This is a genomic window from Microbacterium sp. SW12, assembly GCF_055391095.1.
This window is the reverse complement of record NZ_AP024335.1, coordinates 1009841-1028956: the sequence shown is the minus strand read 5'-3', so window position 1 is coordinate 1028956 and position 19116 is coordinate 1009841. Positions and strand designations below refer to the sequence as shown.

The window sequence follows — 19116 nt, the reverse complement described above, 5'->3', positions numbered from 1 at the left end:
TCGGCATCCGGGGTCACCGCGACCGGCACCTGCGGGACTCTAGCCTGGTGGCATGTCGTGGCGCACGGAATCCTCGAGATCGGTCTATGAGAACCGCTGGATCGCGGTTCGGGAGGACGGCGTCAGCGGTCCTGCCGGCGCGGGGATCTACGGCGTCGTCCGGATGCAGCATCCCGCTGTGTTCGTCGTAGCCGTCGATACGCACGACCGGGTGTGCCTGGTCGCCCTGGAGCGCTACCCCACCGGCACGAGATCGATCGAGGTTCCCGCCGGGGGCACCGATGGGGAGTCCCCCCGCGAGGCTGCCGAGCGAGAACTCCGCGAGGAAACCGGCCTGCGGGCTGGCGAGCTCACCGAGATCGGCTTCATGTATGCCCTCAACGGCATCGCCGACGCCCCCGAGCACGTGTTTCTGGCGACCGGCCTGGAGCCCGTTCCCGGTGCCCATGCGACAGACCGCCACGAGGAGGGCATCGACGAGGTGTCGTGGGTTCCGTTTCCTGAGGTGCTCGGGATGATTCGCGACCGCCGGATCACCGACGGCGAGACAATCGCGGCGCTGATGTTCGCCGCCATCCACCTCGGGCGCGTGAGCTGACGGGACTCACCGACCGCGGCTGCCCGCGGCTGCAGCGACGGATGCCGGCAGCAGGCGCGCGACGGCGGTGATCAGCTTCCACTTCAGGGACGGGATCGAGACTGCCCGGCCGCGCGCTGCATCGCGCAGGGATTGCTCGACGACGACCTCAGCGTCGAGCCACAGCCAGTCGGCCACGCCCTCGCGGCCTGGCGCCAGCCCCATCCGTTCGTGGAAGTTCGTGTGGGTGAAGCCAGGGCAGACCGCGGTCACCGTCACCCCCGAGGGCGAGTAGGCGGCATTGGCCCAGCGCGAGAACTCGACGACCCACCGCTTGACAGCGCCGTAGGTCGATCGCGGCGTGTACGCGGCAACCGACGCGACGTTGATGACGCGTCCGTGACCGCGGCTGAGCATGGGGCCGAGGGCTGCGTGCATGAGCCGCATCGGTGCCTCGACATGCAGCGCGAGGTGACGGGCTTCGTCCTCGATGTCGTTACGTTCGAACGCGAGGGGAAGGCCGAAGCCGGCGCTGTTGACCAGAACCTCGATGGGGCGCTCGGGATCTGTCAGCCGGGCCTCGACCTTCGCCCGCTGGCGCGGTTTCGTCAGGTCGGCGACGAGGACCTCGGCCTGAACGCGGCAGCGATCGCGGATCTCTGTGGCGACGGCATCCAAGGCTGCCCCGTCCCGACCCACGAGCACGACATCCGCTCCCCGCGCTGCGAGGCGGCGGGCGTACTGCGCGCCGAGGCCCGAGCTTGCCCCGGTGACCAGAACGGTCTTCGGCATTGCGCTCAGCCGATCTCGGAGCAGGTCATCGGCGTCACGGAGCCACGCGGCCGTTCGCCGCGAACGCCGAGTGTGTCATCGGCATGAGGGTCGCCCACAGGTCTTCCATCTTCTCGGCGCACATCTCGATCTCCCGCTGCGGGAACGACGGGAAGTGGGAACCTTCGACCTTCGTCCGCAGCGACAGGAAGTTCATGAGCGACCGGGCGTTCATCGTGACGTACATCGACGAGTAGGTGTTCAGCGGCAGCACGATGCGCGCAACCTCGCGGGCAACGCCGGCATCCAGCATCCGTTGATACGCCGCGAACGCGTGCGCGGATGCCTCCCGCGTCGCCTCATCGACGATCTCGGTCTGCTCGGGGGTGCCGTCGATGAAGTCGTATGCACCGGGCTTTCCGACCTGAACGAGCTTTCGCTCGGGAGCCGGCACGTAGAACACCGGCCGCAGTTCGCGGTAGCGACCGGATTCCTCGTTGTAGGAGGCGATCCGGTGCCGCATGAACTCGCGGAAGACGAAGATCGGCGCCTGCACATAGAAGGTCATCGAGTTGTGCTCGAACGGGGAACCGTGCCGGTCACGCATCAGATAGTTGATGAGCCCCCGATCCCGGTCGGATGCCTCCACCCCGGCTGCTGCGTCGCCGAGGGTCTGTTCGCCGAGCGTCGACACGCGCGCCGCGAAGAGAACGTCGGAATCTGCTGCACTGGCTCGGACAAGCTCGACTGTCACGTCGCTGCGAAACTCGATGTCGGTCACGGCTCACACCCTACTCGCGCAAGCCCGCGTGGCACGCTGCGCGCCGGGCGCGTCCTGCCTCTTGCGATCTGGGTGCTCCAGCACAGTGTCACAGTCCGTCACGCGCGCCCCTCCCGCCTTCCGGTCGCTTAGTGTGGGATGCCGTGGAACCCCTCTCTGCTCTTCTCGGCATCGCCGCTCTGGTCGCGGTCACCGCCGTGATCGGCATCCTGCTGCGCAGCCGACAGGGGCGCCTGCGGCGTGATGTCAACCATGAGATCGTCGAGCCGTCCCGTCTCGGTGCCGACCGGCTCGGGGACGCTGCAACCCTGCTGCAGTTCAGCACGGAGATGTGCAGCCGATGCCCCGGCGTTCACCGGACGCTCGGCGAAATCGCCGCCTCGCGTCCCGGGGTTCTTCACCTGGATGTCGACCTCACTCATCGCCCCGATATCGCGCGCCACTTCAACGTGCTGCAGACCCCGACAACCCTCGTGCTCGACCGTGACGGCGCAGTCCAGACCCGGTTCGGCGGCGTGCCGAACCGCCACGTGCTCGAGCTCGAGCTTCAGCGACTGACGACGGAGAGCGCCCATGCCTGACAAAGCCCGCGGTATCGACCCTCGGGGTCCGCGGTTCGCCGCCGCGATCACATCCGTCCTGCTGCTCGTCGACGTGTTCCTCGGGCTGACCAGCGCCACCGTCGCAGCCTTCGTGCTGCTGGTCGCGATCGCCCTGCTATTCCTGTGGGGGGTCGTGTCGCCGCGCACGGCTCCGTGGGGCGCTCTTTATCGCGGCCTCATCCAGCCCCGCCTGGCGCCGCCCAGCGAGCTTGAAGACCCGCGCCCGCCGCGCTTCGCGCAGGGGGTCGGTCTGTTCGTCGCCGCTATCGGCATCCTGCTGTTCGTCGTCGGCGTGCCGTGGGGAGTCCCGGCAGCTGCCGCTGCAGCATTCGTCGCGGCTTTCCTCAACGCCGTATTCGGGCTGTGCCTGGGATGCCAGCTGTACCTCGTGCTGCAGCGCGCCGGGGTACTCGGTAGACGCAACCCCAGCGCCGCCTAAGCCGGATATCCGGCCGGCGGCGCGGGTTTGGTCAGGAGCCTGCCCTCCCCCGCGAAACGCCGTTAGGCTGACCGCGGAAGCGCCCACTCCGGGTGCATGACGACCAGGGAGGTCCCCATGTCCGTGACGAGCGAAGCCACCACCGTCTGGAACGGCAGCCTGACCGATGGATCGGGAACAGTGACGTTCGACAGTTCGCACCTCGGCACTTTCGATGTCAACTGGAAGGCCCGCAGCGAAGGGTCCTCGACAGTCACCACACCCGAAGAACTCATTGCGGCAGCCCACGCGTCCTGCTTCAGCATGGCGTTCTCGCACGAGCTCACCCAGAACGGCACGCCCCCCGAGTCAGTGCGCTGCTCGGCAGCTGTCACTTTCATTCCCGGCACGGGCATCACCGGAAGCCACCTCAACGTGCACGCGTCGGTCCCGGGCCTTTCCCAGGAAGACTTCGATCGCATCGCGAGCGCCGCGAAGGCCGGATGCCCGGTCTCGGCAGCTCTGGCGGGAATTGAAATCACCCTCGAGGCGACGCTTGCCTGAGTCGGCTCCGCGACACGTCGTCATCGGTGGAGCGTCCGGCCTCATCGGCCGGACGCTCGCCGCGAGTCTGCGGGCCGACGGCGTCCGCGTGACGACCCTCGTCCGCACGCGCGACGCGGGTGCTGACGAGGTGCCGTGGCTCGTCGACTCCGACGTGCTCGACCCGGCAGTGCTGGACGGCGCTGACGCGGTCATCGGGTTGAACGGAGCGAGCATCGGCCGATTCCCTTGGACGTCGTCGTACAAGCACACGCTGCTGTGGTCGCGCGTCACGCCGACCCGCGCCGTGGCACGCGCCGTACGGGAGTTGGGCGAGAGCGCACCGCACTTCGTGTCGGCATCCGCCGTCGGCTACTACGGCACGCATCCCGGTGGCCCGATCGCCGAGGACGCCCCCCGCGGCGACGGATTCCTCGCTGATCTGTGCGGCGAGTGGGAAAGCGCCGCGTACGGCGCCGGCGACAATGCGCGCGTCACGACGCTGCGAACAGCGCCGATCATTCACCGTGATGGTGTGCTCAAACCCCTGATCCTGCTCACGAAGCTCGGGCTCAGCGGGCCGCTGGGGCGAGGCACGCAAGTGTGGCCGTGGATCTCGCTGGATGACGAGGTCCGAGCGATCCGGCACGTCATCGACACCGGCACGATGGGGCCCGTGAACCTGTGCGGCCCGACCCGAGCCACCGCGAACGACATCGGCTTCGCCCTGGCGCGAGAGCTGAACCGACCGTACCTGCTGCGCGCCCCGGAGTGGGGCCTGAAGCTTGTACTGGGGTCAGACCCGACCGAGTCGCTCTTGACCACGGACGCCTACCTGATCCCCGAGGTGCTCGCCGCCTCCGGCTTCTCGTGGACGCACGAGAGCGCGGAGGACGCCGTTCGGGCGGCGGTCGGCCAGAGCTGACGGTTATCGGTCAGCTCTGCTGACCCCGCCCGCGCTCGAGCCGGATTGCGGTTCGCACTGCGGCCCGTGCGCGACGTCGGTCACCAGCCGCGTCATAGACGATCCCGAGCCGATACCAGGCCCGCCAGTCGTCGGGTGCGCTTTCGACATCCGCTTTGAAACGGGGGAAAAGCGCATCCCCGTCAGCGCGCACGACGCGCCCACTCGGGCGCACCGCGACGAGATCATCAGGCAGCTCACCCTCGGCCTCGAGGCGCCGACCGAGTTGCTCGGCCCGCACACCGAACCACAGCTCCCGCGCAAGCGCCCAGATCGCGATGACCGGCAGCACCACCAGCACCGCTCCCATCGCCACCCCGACCGGGTCGCCGCTGACCAGCAGCAGCCACGCCCGCTGGGCTACCAGGGCGATGTACAGCAGCAGGAGCGCAGCCATCACCGCGACGGCGATGCGCGAACTCATGCGCCGGTGGCGCGGGCTACCTGCCCCGGCACGCCGCCCTCATCCACGGGCGGCTGGTCGACGAACGCCGGTAGGCGAACCCCGATGTCGAGGAAAGCGTCAAGCCCGATCAGGACTCGGCCGGGTTCGACTCCGGCGACGCGCCGCGAGACTGCTCCGAGCACGAGGCGGATGCCTGGCGCGTAGGCGGCTGCAGGGTCGATGGTGTCGTGGGTGAGGGTGAGCGTCTCCCCCGGTCCCGAAAGCAGGACGCTCTGGCTTGCAACCACTCCGGGCCTCCGGAGGGAATGGATGGGAACGCTCGCAACCTGCTGCCCTCGCGCCCGCTGGTCGACATGGGGGGCGGCGACGGGACCGGCATCCGCACGGGCCGCAGCGATCAGCTCGGCGGTGCGCACCGCCGTACCCGACGGCGAGTCGATCTTGGTCTCACGGTGGGCTTCGATGATCTCGATCGACGAGAAGAAGGGGGCCGCAGCAGCAGACAGCGCCGAGCCGATCACTGATCCGAGCGAGAAATTCGGGATGAACACCGCCCGGATCCCGGCCTGTTCGATTTCGGGCCGCACGCGCGCGATGCGTTCGGCCGACCACCCCGAAGTCCCGACGATGATGTCGATGCCCCGCTCGGCTGCGGCCTTGACGATGTCGATCGACACCGCGGGAGTTGTCGCATCCACGACGAGGTCGGCGCCATCGAGCTCTGACATCGCTGAGCGCGAATCGAGCTCGGAGTGGACCTCGAATCCGGGCTCAGCAGCAACGACGTCGCGGATGATTCCGCCGAGCTTTCCCGTGGCACCGACGATGGCGACGCGTGTGGTCATGGGCTCCAGCCTATCCGCGGCAACCGGCAGTCTCGGCGTAGCTCAGAACGCGTAGGCCTCGGGAAGCCCCGTGCGGTCTTCGACCGGCAGGTGCGCGAGGTCGTTGTGCGACAGCAGGGTCCACGGCCTTCCCTGCTTCTGCGCGAGCACCGTCAGACCGCAATTGGCCTGATTCAGCGTCATCCACTTCCACTCGGGAGCCTGCAGGACCTCGCGAACGAACCACCCGATGACGAAGTTATGCGTCACGAGCAGTTCATGGACTTCGCCGGATTTACGCACCAGGAACGCATTGACGGCGTCGGCCATCTGCGCACGGCCGGCCTCGATCTCTTCCTCGGTGACAGCTCCGAAGAACGGCTCGAACACGGCGGGGGTCTCCTCGACCATGCCGGTGGGAACGCAGTCGAACAGCAGAGCGGAGGGCGTCGGGGCCAGCGCCGGCATCCGCTCCGCGATCGCCCGCGCCGTCTCGGCGGCACGGTCGAGCGGGGAATGCCACAGCGCGTTGAAGGGGATTCCCGAGAGGCGGTCGGCCAGGAGCGCTGCTTGGCGCTTGCCGCGCGGCGAGAGGGGTCCGTCGATCAGGCCATGCTCGGCATCCAGATGTTCACCGTGGCGAACGAGGTAGATGTAGTGGGTCACGGGGCCGCTTCCTCGACGTGCTCGGAACAGTCCTACCCTAACCTCTCGGCCCCGAGGCGGGGTGACTCAGTCTGCCGCGCGGGCGATATCTGCCAGCTGGGCGCGGGTGAGTCGCACACCCACGCCCTGGACGAGCTCGTCGACCTGATGCGGGGCGAACGCGTTGATGATCGGCGCCGTGATGATGCGCTGCGCAAGAAGCCAGGCCACGGCTACCGAGGCGTTCGTGACACCCAGATCCGCAGCGATTGCGTCCAGGGCCTTCAGGGTGCGTGTACCGCGGCGGTTGACGTTCGCGGTGATCTGCTTCGCGCGAACCGACAGCGGTCCGTTCATGCGGTCGCGGTGCAACCCCGAGAGGAACCCGTGCTCGAGGGCGTGCGAGGGTGTCACCGCCATCGACTGGGCGTTGGCCACCAGACGCAGGTCGCCGTCGAACTCATGCCGCCGCAACACGTTGAAGGGAACATCCAGCACCGAGATGCGCGGATAACCCGCCGAGCACAGGATGCGCGCCTCCACGAGCTGCGCAGCCTGATAGCCGATCGCTCCAATCGCGCGCACCTTACCCGCGCTGATGAGCCACTCCGCGGTGGCGAGTGTCTCTTCGACCGCGGTGGTCGTGTCAGCACGAGCGTCAAGGTACAGAACGTCGATGCGGTCGGTGCCGAGCCGCGTGAGCGAAGCCTCTGCAGCGCGCACGAGATCTACCGGCCCGAGTCCCGGGTGGTCGGGATGCGCACCGACGCGAACGGCGAGAACGATGTCATCCCGGATGCCGCGGTCTGCCATCCATCGGCCGATGATGTGTTCGCTGCGCCCGCCCGAGAAGCTGTCAGCGGTGTGAATGGCGTTGCCGCCTGCCCGAACGTACGTGTCGAGGATCTCGTGGCTCGTGGCCGCGTCAACCGTCCAGCCAAACTCACCGCCGCCAAGAATGAGGGGAAAGACCGACATGCCCGTCTCGCCGAGGTCGACGCGCACGCTCGAGCCGAGCGGCTGCCCGAGGACGGGGATTGGGGCTGACGGGTGGGCGGGGTTCACCGCTCCGGCTCCTGCCGTTGCCGCGGCACCGAGGCCAAAAGCAGCCATTCCCTCACCCCCTTCACGGTATCCGTGGTGGTGAGTGACGGATGCCGACGCGCTCCCCGGCGCGTGTTTCGAGGTTACGGCTTACCGGCGGCGGCGCGGCGACGCCAGGCAACACAGGCGTGAATATTACATAACGCTTCGATCACGCCGAACGCGAGAACGCCCGCCCCCGGAGGGACGGGCGTTCTCGACAACGGGTATCAGCCTTCCGCGGGAGCCTCGGGACCCTCGTTTGCTGCGGCACGGCCCTCCTGATCGGCGGGCTCGTCGATCACGGGCTCAAGGGAGAGCTTGCCGCGGTCGTCGATCTTGGTGATTTTGACCAGCAGCTTCTGCCCGACCGACAGGACATCGTCGACGTTTTCGACACGCTTGCCACCGGCGAGCTTGCGGACCTCGCTGATGTGGAGCAGGCCGTCCTTGCCCGGAAGTAGCGAGACGAACGCCCCGAACGTCGCGATCTTGACGACGGTTCCGAGGAACTGCTCGCCGACCTCCGGGTTGGTGGGGTTGGCGATCGCGTTGACCTGGGCGCGGGCCGCCTCGGCCGACGGACCGTCGGTAGCGCCGATGTACACGGTGCCGTCCTCTTCGATGGAGATGTCGGCGCCGGTCGCATCCTGGATCGCGTTGATCGTCTTGCCCTTGGGCCCGATCAGCTCACCGATCTTGTCGACGGGGATCTGCACGCTGATCACGCGCGGCGCCGTCGGAGCCATTTCATCGGGGCCGTCGATAGCAGCGTTGATGACGTTCAGGATCGTCAGGCGCGCTTCCTTGGCCTGCGTGAGCGCAGCCGAGAGCACAGACGACGGGATGCCGTCGAGCTTCGTGTCGAGCTGGATAGCGGTGACGAACTCGCTCGTGCCGGCGACCTTGAAGTCCATGTCGCCCAGAGCGTCTTCTGCACCGAGGATGTCGGTGAGCGCCGCGTAGCGGGTCTGACCGTCGACCTCGTCCGAGACGAGGCCCATCGCAATACCGGCGACGGGCGCGCGAAGCGGCACACCCGCGTTCAGCAGCGACAGCGTCGAGGCACACACCGAGCCCATCGAGGTCGATCCGTTGGAGCCGAGCGCCTCGGACACCTGACGGATCGCGTAGGGGAACTCCTCGCGCGGGGGCAGCACCGGCACGAGCGCACGCTCGGCCAAGAACCCGTGGCCGATCTCGCGGCGCTTCGGGCTTCCCACGCGACCGGTCTCACCGGTCGAGTACGGCGGGAAGTTGTAGTGGTGCATGTACCGCTTGCTCGTCGTGGGCGAGAGCGAGTCGATCTGCTGCTCCATCTTGAGCATGTTCAGCGTCGTGACGCCCAGGATCTGGGTCTCACCGCGCTGGAAGATCGCTGAACCGTGCACACGCGGGATCACCTGGACCTCGGCATCCAGCGGACGGATGTCGGCAAGCCCACGGCCGTCGATGCGGACACCGTCGGTGAGGATGCGACCACGAACGATCTTCTTGGTCACCGACTTGTACGCTGCCGAGAATTCACCCAGAGCCGTTTCGGGCAGCTCACCGGCTTCAACGGCGGCGACCAGCTCTGCCTTGACGGCATCCTTGAGCTCATCGTCGGAGTTCTGACGCTCGACCTTGTCGGCGATCTGGTAGATCGGGACGAGCTTGTCGTAAGCGCGACCGGCGACGAAGTCGTAGGTCTCGTCGGCGTACGCGGGGAAGACCGGGTAGGGCTGGATCTCCTTCGCGGCGGTGTTCGCGACGACGTTCTGCGCGGCCACGAGCTCCTTGATGAAGGGCTTGGAGGCCTCCAGGCCCTGCGCGACGATCTCTTCGCTGGGCTTGGTGGCGCCGCCCTTGATGAGGTTCCAGCTACCTTCGGTGGCCTCGGCCTCGACCATCATGATCGCGACGTCACCGTCGGGCAGGACGCGCCCGGCGACGATCAGGTCGAAGACCGCATCCTCGAGCTGCTCGGCCTTGGGGAACGCGACCCACTGGTCGGCGTGCTCGCCGTGGCCGGGGATCAGCGCGAGGCGTACACCGGCAATGGGACCCGAGAAAGGCAGACCGGAGATCTGGGTCGAGAGGGATGCCGCGTTGATCGCGAGCGCGTCGTAGAACTCACCCGGCGCGATCGAGAGCACCGTGACAACGATCTGCACCTCGTTGCGCAGCCCCGAGACGAACGAGGGGCGCAGCGGACGGTCGATCAGACGGCAGACCAGGATCGCCTCGGTCGAGGGGCGACCCTCACGACGGAAAAACGAACCGGGGATCTTTCCGGCGGCGTAGGAGCGCTCTTCGACATCCACCGTCAGGGGGAAGAAGTCGAAGCCCTCGCGAGGGTGCTTTCCGGCGCTCGTCGCCGAGAGCAGCATGGTTTCTTCGTCGAGGTACGCGGCAACAGCGCCCTGAGCCTGCTGGGCCAGGCGTCCGGTCTCGAACCGGACGGTGCGGGTGCCGAAGCGGCCGTTGTCGAGAACGGCTTCAGCGGCGGTGATTTCAGGACCTTCCAAGAGGTCTCTCCTTCTTTGTTTTGACTCGCGCACCCGTGTGGCGCGCGAGCACATGCGAAGGAGCAGGAACAGGCAGTATCGAGCGTGCGGCATAACGCCGCGTGAATCGTCGGCGCTGGCCACCAGTAGAAGACCACCCGGCGCAACACGACGGGGAACCCACCACAGGGGACCAGCTTCCTGCCGGCCTGCTCCATGAAGCTCACTGTGAAGTTGAGCGGATGCCGTAAGGCAACCCGGACGATCCTATCAGGGGCGCACTCGCCGTGTCGGGTCGGCGCCCGGCGACTCCGCTCCGTCACGCACCGGGCTCGCTCCGGCATCCGGCACGACCGGCGACTCGGAAACGGTCGCCGGCCGCCGCGAGATCGTTACGTAATCCGCATGCTTCGCGCTCAAGCCGTCCCCCGCGGTTCGTCCACGGAGTCGCCGCCAGAGCCAGGGCACCGCATCGCGACGAACCCAGCCGCGCGGGTTCGGGTCGTCATCGTCATGGAAAGCCGAGTCGAGCGTCGCCAGCTCGTCAGCGTACGGGACGCCGAGCGCCTCAGCAGCCCGGTAGGCAACGAAGCGATGACCCTTCGACCGGAAGTGGACCTTGTCGTCGGCCCACATGTCGAGGTCACTGATCGCCGGCTGGGCCTCAAGATCCAGCAGCATGCAGCCGGTGCTGGCCGCAATGCGTCTGATTTCGGAGTTGTAGACGGCAACGCGGCGAGCGAAGATCATGGCTGCGGGCCGCCGGGGAAGAACGATGCTCACCAGCAGCACATCGATCCCGCGGGACCGCAAATCCACGACCGCCCGTTCGAGCCCCTTCGCCAGGATGAGCGGATCGGCTCCGCGGCTGACCAGGTCGTTTGCGCCCATGAACACCGACACCAGATCGGGTGCCATCTCCAGCGCGCGCGGGAGCTGCTCGTCGAGGAGGTCCCGGATCTTGCGGCTGCGCACAGCGAGATTCGCGTACCGGAACGGCTCCGCGCTCGCTGGAAGTCTCGCCTCTCGGGCGCCGGCCAACAGATCCGCGAGACGGTCGGCCCACCCGCGATACTGACCTTTCGGCATCCGCGATGTGTCGCACAGCCCCTCGGTCAAGGAATCACCGAGGGCAACGAAACGCGACCACCGCGGGGTTCCCTCCGTCGCGGGTGCGGGCGGAGCTGCGGGGCGAGTCGCCGCACGCGCGAACAGGGCGTCATCGATCGGGCGGAGCATCCGGGCCTCTGCGTAGTGACCGACAAGCTGGCGGCCCAGAGCCTCCCAGGTGCGCTCGCGCACGGATTCGCGGGCCGCGGCCGCAAAGGCTCGCCGCTTGGATTCGTCTCCGATGAGGTCTGACACGCGCGCGCGGAGATCAATGAGGTCGCCCGGCCGATAGAGCCATCCGTCGACGCTGCTGCGAACCAGATCGACCGGCCCGCCTGTGCCCGTCGCGACGACGGGAACTCCAGCCGCGAGAGCCTCCTGAATCGTCTGACCGAACGTCTCGCTCTCGCCGGGGTGAACGAAGACATCGAAGGATGCCATCGCCTCGCCGAGAGCGTCGCCGGACAGGTGTCCGAGAAAGACAGCGCGCGGGAGGGACCGTTCGAGCGCTGGTCTTGACGGTCCGTCACCGACGATCACGAGGCGGCTTCCCGGAAGATCGTGCAGCGCGGCGAGATCTTCGACCTGCTTCTCGGGGGCGAGCCGGCCCACGTAGCCGATGATCGTCTCACCCGGGGCCACGCGCTGGCGCCACGCAGCGCTCCGGTGCTCGGGAGCGAATCGGATGGCATCCACTCCCCGCCCCCACCGGCGGAGGCGATCAATGCCGAGACCTTCGAGCTGAGACATGCTCGCCGAAGACGGCACCAGGGTCAACGTCGAACGCCGGTGCAAGCGCGCCAGGTGCGACTGCACGATCGATGTCGCAGCCGGCAGCCCGTACTTCTGGGCATAAGCGACGACATCCGTCTGGTAGACCGCGACAACCGGAACCTTCAGCGCGTCGGCAGCGGCAGTTCCCTGCCAGCCCAGCACGAAGGGCGATGCCAGGTGAATGACATCGGGTCGAAACTCGCCCAGGTGCGCCGCGAGCTTCGCCGCGCGAGCGAACACGACCCGCACCTGTGGGTACGAGGGCAGCGGCACCGACCGCAGCATTGTCGTGCGAGCGCCGGACAGATCAGCGCCGCGCAGATCCGTCTCAACGTCGCCTGCCTTGGGTGCGATGACAAGGGTTTCGTGTCCCTCGTTCGCGAGATGACGAAGGATCTGGAGCACCGAGCCGGTGACTCCGTTCATGTGGGGGAGGAACGATTCCGCCAATACCGCGACTCTCACGGCTCCAGGGTGACGCCTGTCGGATCGCCGAACACGCTGAGGCAGGCACGGTCGCCGAGAGTTCACCGGATGCACGCTAGCGCGTCACCGGACGTGCCCCGTTCCGTCTCCGTTCACCCGCGCGTGTTACCCAGAAGTGTGATCGATGAGGTGCTGACGCACGTTGCCGGCAGCCCCTGGGCACTCCCTCTCATGTTCGCGCTCGTCCTCGCCGACAGCCTCCTGGTGCTGGTCCCGGGAGAGGTCGCCGTGACCGCCTTCGGTGCGCTCGCTGTCACCGTCGGCTCACCGCCACTCCTGGGCGTTGTGCTACTGGCCGCGGTCGCAGCGTTCCTCGGCGACATGATCGTGTACGTCGTCGGGCGCCGCGTCGGGCTGGACCGGTGGGCGTGGATGCGGGGTCGCAGAGTGAGTGCCGCCATCGGCTGGGCCCACCGGCGACTGCACCGATCGAGCGCGACAGTAGTCTTCACAGCCCGGTTCATCCCGTTCGCCCGATTGGCGGTGAATCTGACGGCTGGAGCATCGCGGGTTCCGGCTCCTCGATACCTCATTCTTGTTGCCGCGGCCGCCACGGGATGGGCGGTGTATCAGGCTGCAGTCGGAGCGATCGTCGGACGACTGGTTCCGGGTGGACCCGTGGTCGCCGTCCTCATCTCCATCGGTGTCGCGATCGTGTTGGGGATCGTCATCGACCTGATCGTGACGCGCATCTCATCCGCGCAGGGCAGCCGCTCCCCCGGCGCTAAAGACACCTCCGCGTAGCTCGCGCCGCAGTTCGAGATGCCCGCGGTGGCCGTGCCCCAGCCTCCGGGGCGGATCCAGCACGCCAGCGGCATCCGCGGTCGCGCGACCGAAATGCAGATTAACTCTTGTAACCTCACACATACACAGCTAATCTCACACATACACAGATTTCGACGTCACGGATGACGCCGGGTGGGAGAACACATGTACGCGACGGAGCGCCAGCAGCGCATCGCGGGAATCGTCACCGACGAGGGCCGGGCATCGGTAACCGCCCTGTCAGCTCTGTTCGGCGTCGCACAAGAAACGATCCGCCGCGATCTTGATCAGTTGCAGGCCGACGGCGTGCTCCTGCGCGTGCACGGGGGCGCGGTTCCCGCGGGTCGAACGAGCGCCGCCGAGCCGAGTCTGGCGGCCCGCGAAGCCACGGCGACCGAAGCCAAGGAACACATCGCCGCGGCGGCGCTCGATCTGATCCCCCGCGGTCTCGGCGGGGCCGTGCACATCGACGCGGGGTCAACGGCAGCACGCGTCGCCCGGCTTCTGGCCGCCCGAGAGGACGGCAACGCTTCGCTCACGCTCATCACCAACTCCGTGATCACCGCGTCGACGCTCAGCCACCTCACCACCCCGGCGGTGCGCGTGATCGGCGGAAGACTGCGAGCGGTGACCGGCGCGCTGGTCGGCGCAGGAGCCATCGACCAGATCGCGGGCTTGCGGCCGGATGTGGCAATCATTGGGACCAACGCCGTAAACGCCAGATTCGGGCTGAGCACACCTGACGAGGCCGAAGCCGAGGTCAAACGAGCCGCTGTCGCCTCGGCGCGGCGTGTGATCGTCGTCGCTGACGCATCGAAGCTCGGCGAAGAATCGCTCGTACGGTTCGGAGGGCTCGATGACATCGACGCCCTCGTGACCGACGGCGAACCGGATGCCGACCTGAGCGCTGCCCTGCGCGCAGCCGACGTGGATCTGGTGCGCGCATGATCGTCACCGTCACGATCAACCCGAGCGTCGATCGCACCATTCAGCTCCCCTCGCCCCTCGTTCGCGATGCGGTCCTTCGCGCGAGCGCCGTCAGCTCGCAGGCAGCCGGCAAGGGCGTCAACGTCTCGCGAGCGCTGGCTCACGCATCCGTCGCGACCCGCGCCATCGTTCGCGCCGACTACCACGACCCCTATGTTCGTGAACTCGTCGAAAGCGGGCTGGCCGTGGTCACGGTCGATCCCGGCGCGAGCGTGCGCACCAATATCTCTCTCGTCGAACCCGACGGCACCACGACGAAGATCAACGAGCCCGGTTCACCCCTGAGCGCCGCCGCCGTCGCAGCCCTTCACGACGTCGTGGCCGCGGAGGCCCCCCGGGCGAGCTGGGTGGTTCTTGCCGGTTCGCTCCCCCCGGGCGCCGATGTCGAACTGCTCGCCGATCTGGCGCGGACGGCACGGATGGCAGCGCCCGCCGTCCGAATCGCGGTAGACACCTCGGGCGCGCCCCTTACCGCACTGCGCACCGCGGGCGTGCGGATCGATCTGATCAAACCCAACCTCGAAGAACTCGCCGAGCTGACCGGGTCGAACCCCGCGACTCTAGGCACACCGGAGGCCGTGGCCAGCGCGTGCACGGCACTGCGGGCCGACGGTATCGCCGCCGTGCTGGCAACGCTCGGCGCCGCCGGCGCGGTCCTCGCCTCGGCCGATGGCGCCTGGCACGCCACCCACCCGCCGGTGATCGCCCGCAGCACCGTCGGCGCTGGCGACTCATCCTTGGCCGGCTACCTCATCGCCGACGCCGAAAGGCTCTCGCCTGCTGCGCGCCTAGCACGCGCCGTGGCCTACGGCTCGGCCGCCGTTTCCCTACCCGGGACCACCATCCCGCGCCCCACAGACACCCGCCCTGACCAGGTCACGGTCACCGAGATACACCTGCCCGCCACGGTGACAGCACCGTGACGTTCATCAAAGGAGAGAACATGTCAATCATCACCCCGGAGCTCGTCGCTCTCGATGTCGCGTTGGGCGCGACATCCGGGGACGTCATCGATGCCCTCAGCACCATCGTCGCCGGCGCGGGTCGCACCACTGATGCCCACGCGCTGGCGGCAGACGCCCACGCCCGTGAGGCGCAGACCTCGACCGGCATGCCCGGCGGGATCGCGATACCCCACTGCCGCACGGCTGCCGTGACGGAGCCCACACTCGCGTTCGCACGCCTGTCGGATCCGGTGGACTTCGGCGACGATGACCCGAGCGATCTCGTGTTCTTCATCGCCGCGCCGATCGGAGCCGACACCGATCACCTCGCGATCCTCTCCACGATCGCCCGCGCGCTGGTGCGCGAGGAGTTCGTCGACGCGCTCCGCGCCGCGACTTCGGCCACCGAAGTCGTCGCCCTGATCGACGAGGCGATCGCCCCCGCTCCTGCCGCGAACGCCGCGGCGCCGGCGTCGTCGGATCAGCGCGTGCTCGTCGCCGTCACCGCCTGCCCGACCGGCATCGCCCACACCTACATGGCAGCCGACGCCCTCGTGGCTGAGGCGAAAAAGCGCGGCATCCGCCTCGAGGTCGAGACGCAGGGATCAAGCGGATCGACGGCGCTCGATCCCGCCGTGATCGCCGCAGCCGACGCCGTCATCTTCGCGGTAGACGTGGATGTGCGGGACCGCGGGCGCTTTGCCGGCAAGCCCGTCGTCCAGGGGCCCGTCAAGCGAGGCGTCGAAGCTCCCGGCGCCATGATCGATGAGGCCCTGGCTGCGGCCGCGAACCCGGATGCTGCGCGGGTCGCGGGTACCGAGACCACGACGGCGACAACCGATACCGCCAGCGAACACGCCGGGCGCAAGCTGCAACGCTGGCTGCTCACCGGCGTCAGCTACATGATCCCCTTCGTTGCCGGCGGTGGCCTGCTCATCGCCATCGGCTTCGGCCTCGCGGGATACGACATCAATGCGACGGCCAGCGACATCGTCGCGTCGTCGTCCCTGTGGAACCTTCCCGACGGCGGTTTCTGGACGTATATCGGCGCCGTCGCCTTTGTCATCGGTGCAGCTTCCATGGGCTTCCTGGTCCCCGCGCTTGCGGGCTTCATCGCCTACGCAATGGCCGACCGCCCCGGCATCGCACCGGGATTCGTGGTCGGCACGATCGCCGTCATGATGAACGCCGGCTTCCTCGGCGGCATCGTCGGCGGCCTCCTCGCGGGCCTCGTCGCAGCCTCGCTCACCCGCATCCCGGCACCCCGCTGGCTGCGTGGCCTGATGCCGGTCGTCATCATTCCGCTGTTGGCATCGATCGCCGCATCCGGAGCCATGATCCTCTTCCTCGGCGGACCGATTGCCTGGCTGATGACGACACTGACCGATTGGCTCAACAGCCTGACCGGCGTCGGGATCGTGCTGCTGGGCGTCATCCTTGGCCTCATGATGTGCTTCGACCTCGGCGGACCTGTCAACAAGGTCGCTTACTCGTTCGCCGTCGCAGGCCTCGGCGCTGCGTCGTTGGCCAACCAGGTGCCGCTGGAGATCATGGCTGCCGTCATGGCGTCGGGCATGGTTCCCCCGCTGGGCTTGGCCCTGGCTTCCACGGTCCTTGCCCGCAAGCAGTTCACTCCCGTGGAGCGCGAGAACGGTGTCGCGGCGTGGCTGCTCGGTGCATCCTTCATCTCCGAGGGTGCGATCCCCTTCGCCGCAGCCGACCCGCTGCGCGTCATCCCCGCATCCATGCTCGGTGGCGCCGTCACCGGTGCGCTCTCGATGGCCTTCGGGGTCACCTCGCAGGCACCCCACGGTGGAGTCTTCGTGCTCTTCGCCGTCGGGAACATCCTGTGGTTCCTGCTGTCGATCGCGATCGGCGCCGTCATCACCGCTGTCGCGGTCATCGGCCTCAAGCGCATCGGCCGCCGGCCGAGCGCCGCGACTGTCGAGGCCGCGGGAGCTGCCGACGACACCGAGGCCAGCGGCGTGCTCGCCAGCGGCGCAGCCCGAGCCTGAGAACTCACGATGCCCCGGCCGTCGGGTGCGGCCGGGGCATCGTGTATCTGCGTCAGTCGGCGCTGAGTCCGCCCAGCAGGCTCTCGAACGAGCGACCCTCACCGAGGTAGGTCGCCGGGTCGAACGGGTCCTCACCAACTGTCGCGCCCCGACGGGCGACGGCATCCGCGAGCTCTCCCGCGGCCCGCTCAGTGCGCGAACGTAGCGAGGATGCTCCCTCGCCGCCGGCCCAGTCTTCCGATGCCGCGAACACGGATGTTGAGACCGGGTTGGCGTGCAGGTAGGTGAACAGCGGGCGCATCGCGTACTCGAGTGCCAACGAGTGGCGTGGTGACCCGCCGGTGGCTGCCAGCAGCACCGGCATCCCCCGCAACGAGTCCGGATCCAGGATGTCGAGGAACGACTTGAACAGACCGGAGTAGCTCGTCGTAAAGATGGGCGTGACGGCGATGAGGGCGTCTGCCGAGGTCACGGTCTCGATCGCCTCAGCGAGCCCCCGGCGCGCGAACCCGGTGAGGAGATTGTCGGTGATCGCATGAGCGTGCTCGCGCAGCTCGATCACATCCGCCCCGACCTCGATCTCACGCTCTGCCAGCTGTGCACGAACGGCCTCCGCCAGCCTGTCGGCAAGCAGCCTCGTGGATGACGGGTTCGAGAGCCCCGCGGTGACGACCGCGATGCGGCGCGTGGTCATCTCACGCCCCCTGACGTGTCGCTGCGGCACCGAATGCGGCACCTGCAAGCGGCGCGCTGTCACGGTACGGGGAGCCGCCGGTGACGTTGTCGCCGCGGTTGGGCCGCGGCCGAGCTTCACGCGCTCCCCCGGCCGCTGCTACCAGGCTCTCGTGTGTCGGAGCGTCGGCGACGCCTTCCGGGCGATCCTTCGCGAGCTCCTTACGGAGCACCGGTACGACCTCGCCGCCGAGCATGTCGAGTTGCTCGAGAACGGCCTTCAGGGGCAGGCCCGCGTGGTCGATCAAGAACATCTGGCGCTGGTAGTCACCGAAGTGCTCCCGCATCGCCGCGTACCGATCGATGACCTGCTGCGGCGAACCCACCGTCAGCGGCGTCATTTCGGTGAAGTCCTCCAGGCTCGGTCCGTTGCCGTAGACCGGCGCGTTATCGAAGTATGGGCGGAATTCGCGGACCGCCTCCTGGGAGTTGCGGTGCATGTATACCTGCCCGCCGAGCCCGACGATCGCCTGCTCCGGGGTGCCGTGTCCGTAGTGTTCGAACCGCTCACGGTAGAGGGCGACCAGCCGCTGGAAGTGCTCCTTGGGCCAGAAGATGTTGTTCGCGAAGAAGCCGTCGCCGTAGTACGCGGCCTGCTCGGCGATCTCAGGGGTGCGGATGGAGCCGTGCCAGACAAACGGGGGAACGCCGTCGAGCGGCCGCGGCGTCGACGTGAAGCCCTGCAGGGGCGTGCGGAACTGGCCCTGCCAGTCCACGACATCCTCGCGCCAGAGTCGGTGAAGCAGTGCGTAGTTCTCGACGGCAAGGTTCAGGCCCTGGCGGATGTCCTTTCCGAACCACGGATAAACCGGGCCCGTATTGCCGCGACCGAGGATGAGGTCAGCCCGGCCACCTGAGACGTGCTGGAGCATCGCATAGTCTTCGGCGATCTTCACGGGGTCATTGGTCGTGATCAGGGTCGTGGCAGTCGACAGCAGGATGCGCTCGGTCTGGCCCGCGATGTAGGCGAGGGTCGTCGTCGGCGAAGAAGACCAGAACGGCGGGTTGTGGTGCTCGCCCAGGGCGAAGACGTCAAGTCCCACCTCCTCGGCGTGCTTGGCGATCTGCAGCGTCGCCCGGATCCGCTCAGCCTCGCTGGGGGTGTGACCTGTCGTGGGGTCTTCCGTAATGTCGCTGACGGTGAAGATCCCGAACTGCATCTGGCTCATCGTGCTCTCCGCTCTCGGTCGCGGGGTATGC

At 67.8% G+C, this 19116-nt stretch carries 19 protein-coding genes; 9 read left to right on the top strand and 10 right to left on the bottom strand.

Going from position 1 to position 19116, the window contains the following annotated elements; genetic code table 11:
• The first annotated feature begins 52 nt into the window (after nt 1-52).
• Nucleotides 53-598 carry an NUDIX domain-containing protein gene (locus MICSW_RS05150; RefSeq protein WP_292728573.1) on the top strand — a complete coding sequence of 182 codons (546 nt, stop codon included), beginning with the start codon at nt 53-55 and terminating at the stop codon, nt 596-598.
• Between the two features lie 6 nt (nt 599-604).
• Here the strand turns inward: MICSW_RS05150 and MICSW_RS05145 are convergent, their stop codons facing one another.
• A complete protein-coding gene (locus tag MICSW_RS05145; protein WP_464497248.1) occupies nt 605-1369 on the bottom strand; it encodes an SDR family NAD(P)-dependent oxidoreductase in 765 nt (254 codons plus the stop codon).
• A 34-nt stretch (nt 1370-1403) separates the two neighbouring features.
• A complete protein-coding gene (thyX, locus tag MICSW_RS05140) occupies nt 1404-2129 on the bottom strand; it encodes an FAD-dependent thymidylate synthase (RefSeq protein ID WP_228177742.1) in 726 nt (241 codons plus the stop codon).
• A 143-nt stretch (nt 2130-2272) separates the two neighbouring features.
• Between thyX and MICSW_RS05135 the strand changes: the two genes are divergently transcribed.
• The 4 genes from MICSW_RS05135 (at nt 2273) to MICSW_RS05120 (ending at nt 4617) form a co-directional block, all read left to right on the top strand.
• Nucleotides 2273-2710, top strand: coding sequence for a thioredoxin family protein (locus MICSW_RS05135; protein ID WP_228177741.1), 438 nt, complete (start codon nt 2273-2275; stop codon nt 2708-2710).
• Entirely contained in the window at nt 2703-3170 is a 468-nt protein-coding gene (locus MICSW_RS05130; RefSeq protein ID WP_464497240.1) for a DUF4395 domain-containing protein, read from the top strand. The genes MICSW_RS05135 and MICSW_RS05130 overlap by 8 nt, the downstream gene beginning before the upstream one ends.
• Nucleotides 3171-3287: 117 nt before the next feature.
• A complete protein-coding gene (locus MICSW_RS05125; protein WP_292733337.1) occupies nt 3288-3713 on the top strand; it encodes an OsmC family peroxiredoxin in 426 nt (141 codons plus the stop codon).
• Nucleotides 3706-4617: a TIGR01777 family oxidoreductase gene (locus tag MICSW_RS05120; RefSeq protein ID WP_292733334.1), complete on the top strand. Its 912-nt coding sequence runs from the start codon at nt 3706-3708 to the stop codon at nt 4615-4617. The genes MICSW_RS05125 and MICSW_RS05120 overlap by 8 nt, the downstream gene beginning before the upstream one ends.
• Nucleotides 4618-4627: 10 nt before the next feature.
• Here the strand turns inward: MICSW_RS05120 and MICSW_RS05115 are convergent, their stop codons facing one another.
• The 6 genes from MICSW_RS05115 to MICSW_RS05090 form a co-directional block, all read right to left on the bottom strand.
• Entirely contained in the window at nt 4628-5080 is a 453-nt protein-coding gene (locus MICSW_RS05115) for a hypothetical protein (protein WP_464497233.1), read from the bottom strand.
• Nucleotides 5077-5907: a 4-hydroxy-tetrahydrodipicolinate reductase gene (gene dapB / locus MICSW_RS05110; RefSeq protein WP_292733328.1), complete on the bottom strand. Its 831-nt coding sequence runs from the start codon at nt 5905-5907 to the stop codon at nt 5077-5079. Before dapB ends, MICSW_RS05115 begins: the two co-directional genes overlap by 4 nt.
• A 42-nt stretch (nt 5908-5949) precedes the next feature.
• Entirely contained in the window at nt 5950-6552 is a 603-nt protein-coding gene (locus MICSW_RS05105; protein WP_292733325.1) for a histidine phosphatase family protein, read from the bottom strand.
• A gap of 66 nt (nt 6553-6618) precedes the next feature.
• Nucleotides 6619-7644 (bottom strand): aldo/keto reductase, encoded by a 1026-nt coding sequence (locus MICSW_RS05100; RefSeq protein ID WP_292733323.1) that lies wholly within the window; start codon nt 7642-7644, stop codon nt 6619-6621.
• Nucleotides 7645-7844: 200 nt separating this feature from the next.
• On the bottom strand, nt 7845-10124 hold the full coding sequence (locus MICSW_RS05095) for a polyribonucleotide nucleotidyltransferase (RefSeq protein WP_228177733.1): 2280 nt from the start codon (nt 10122-10124) through the stop codon (nt 7845-7847).
• A 249-nt stretch (nt 10125-10373) separates the two neighbouring features.
• Nucleotides 10374-12452 carry a glycosyltransferase gene (locus MICSW_RS05090; RefSeq protein ID WP_292733320.1) on the bottom strand — a complete coding sequence of 693 codons (2079 nt, stop codon included), beginning with the start codon at nt 12450-12452 and terminating at the stop codon, nt 10374-10376.
• A 150-nt stretch (nt 12453-12602) separates the two neighbouring features.
• On the opposite strand from MICSW_RS05090, the gene MICSW_RS05085 reads away from it, so the two are divergent.
• The 4 genes from MICSW_RS05085 to MICSW_RS05070 all read left to right on the top strand — a co-directional run bounded on the left by MICSW_RS05085 (nt 12603) and on the right by MICSW_RS05070 (nt 17184).
• Entirely contained in the window at nt 12603-13217 is a 615-nt protein-coding gene (locus tag MICSW_RS05085; RefSeq protein WP_292733317.1) for a DedA family protein, read from the top strand.
• A gap of 186 nt (nt 13218-13403) precedes the next feature.
• Entirely contained in the window at nt 13404-14186 is a 783-nt protein-coding gene (locus MICSW_RS05080; RefSeq protein WP_292733314.1) for a DeoR/GlpR family DNA-binding transcription regulator, read from the top strand.
• Nucleotides 14183-15148 carry a 1-phosphofructokinase family hexose kinase gene (locus MICSW_RS05075; protein ID WP_464497216.1) on the top strand — a complete coding sequence of 322 codons (966 nt, stop codon included), beginning with the start codon at nt 14183-14185 and terminating at the stop codon, nt 15146-15148. Before MICSW_RS05080 ends, MICSW_RS05075 begins: the two co-directional genes overlap by 4 nt.
• A 20-nt stretch (nt 15149-15168) precedes the next feature.
• Nucleotides 15169-17184: a PTS fructose transporter subunit IIABC gene (locus MICSW_RS05070; RefSeq protein WP_464497212.1), complete on the top strand. Its 2016-nt coding sequence runs from the start codon at nt 15169-15171 to the stop codon at nt 17182-17184.
• 52 nt (nt 17185-17236) lie between these two features.
• Here MICSW_RS05070 and MICSW_RS05065 read toward each other — a convergent pair whose 3' ends face one another.
• Together MICSW_RS05065 and MICSW_RS05060 are read right to left on the bottom strand one after the other, a co-directional pair.
• Complete coding sequence (locus MICSW_RS05065) at nt 17237-17878, bottom strand: FMN reductase (RefSeq protein WP_347424148.1); 642 nt, start codon at nt 17876-17878, stop codon at nt 17237-17239.
• A gap of 1 nt (nt 17879) precedes the next feature.
• Nucleotides 17880-19076: an LLM class flavin-dependent oxidoreductase gene (locus MICSW_RS05060; RefSeq protein ID WP_292730432.1), complete on the bottom strand. Its 1197-nt coding sequence runs from the start codon at nt 19074-19076 to the stop codon at nt 17880-17882.
• Nucleotides 19077-19116 lie beyond the last annotated feature (40 nt).

What these genes read in the sequence shown, in the direction of transcription:
- MICSW_RS05145 (WP_464497248.1), bottom strand. Translation starts at nt 1,369, where the DNA reads ATGCCGAAGACCGTTCTGGTCACCGGGGCAAGCTCGGGCCTCGGCGCG.
- MICSW_RS05100 (WP_292733323.1), bottom strand. Translation starts at nt 7,644, where the DNA reads ATGGCTGCTTTTGGCCTCGGTGCCGCGGCAACGGCAGGAGCCGGAGCG.
- MICSW_RS05080 (WP_292733314.1), top strand. Translation starts at nt 13,404, where the DNA reads ATGTACGCGACGGAGCGCCAGCAGCGCATCGCGGGAATCGTCACCGAC.
- MICSW_RS05060 (WP_292730432.1), bottom strand. Translation starts at nt 19,076, where the DNA reads ATGCAGTTCGGGATCTTCACCGTCAGCGACATTACGGAAGACCCCACG.
- MICSW_RS05075 (WP_464497216.1), top strand. Translation starts at nt 14,183, where the DNA reads ATGATCGTCACCGTCACGATCAACCCGAGCGTCGATCGCACCATTCAG.
- dapB (WP_292733328.1), bottom strand. Translation starts at nt 5,907, where the DNA reads ATGACCACACGCGTCGCCATCGTCGGTGCCACGGGAAAGCTCGGCGGA.
- MICSW_RS05115 (WP_464497233.1), bottom strand. Translation starts at nt 5,080, where the DNA reads ATGAGTTCGCGCATCGCCGTCGCGGTGATGGCTGCGCTCCTGCTGCTG.
- MICSW_RS05125 (WP_292733337.1), top strand. Translation starts at nt 3,288, where the DNA reads ATGTCCGTGACGAGCGAAGCCACCACCGTCTGGAACGGCAGCCTGACC.
- MICSW_RS05150 (WP_292728573.1), top strand. Translation starts at nt 53, where the DNA reads ATGTCGTGGCGCACGGAATCCTCGAGATCGGTCTATGAGAACCGCTGG.
- MICSW_RS05130 (WP_464497240.1), top strand. Translation starts at nt 2,703, where the DNA reads ATGCCTGACAAAGCCCGCGGTATCGACCCTCGGGGTCCGCGGTTCGCC.
- MICSW_RS05070 (WP_464497212.1), top strand. Translation starts at nt 15,169, where the DNA reads ATGTCAATCATCACCCCGGAGCTCGTCGCTCTCGATGTCGCGTTGGGC.
- MICSW_RS05065 (WP_347424148.1), bottom strand. Translation starts at nt 17,878, where the DNA reads ATGACCACGCGCCGCATCGCGGTCGTCACCGCGGGGCTCTCGAACCCG.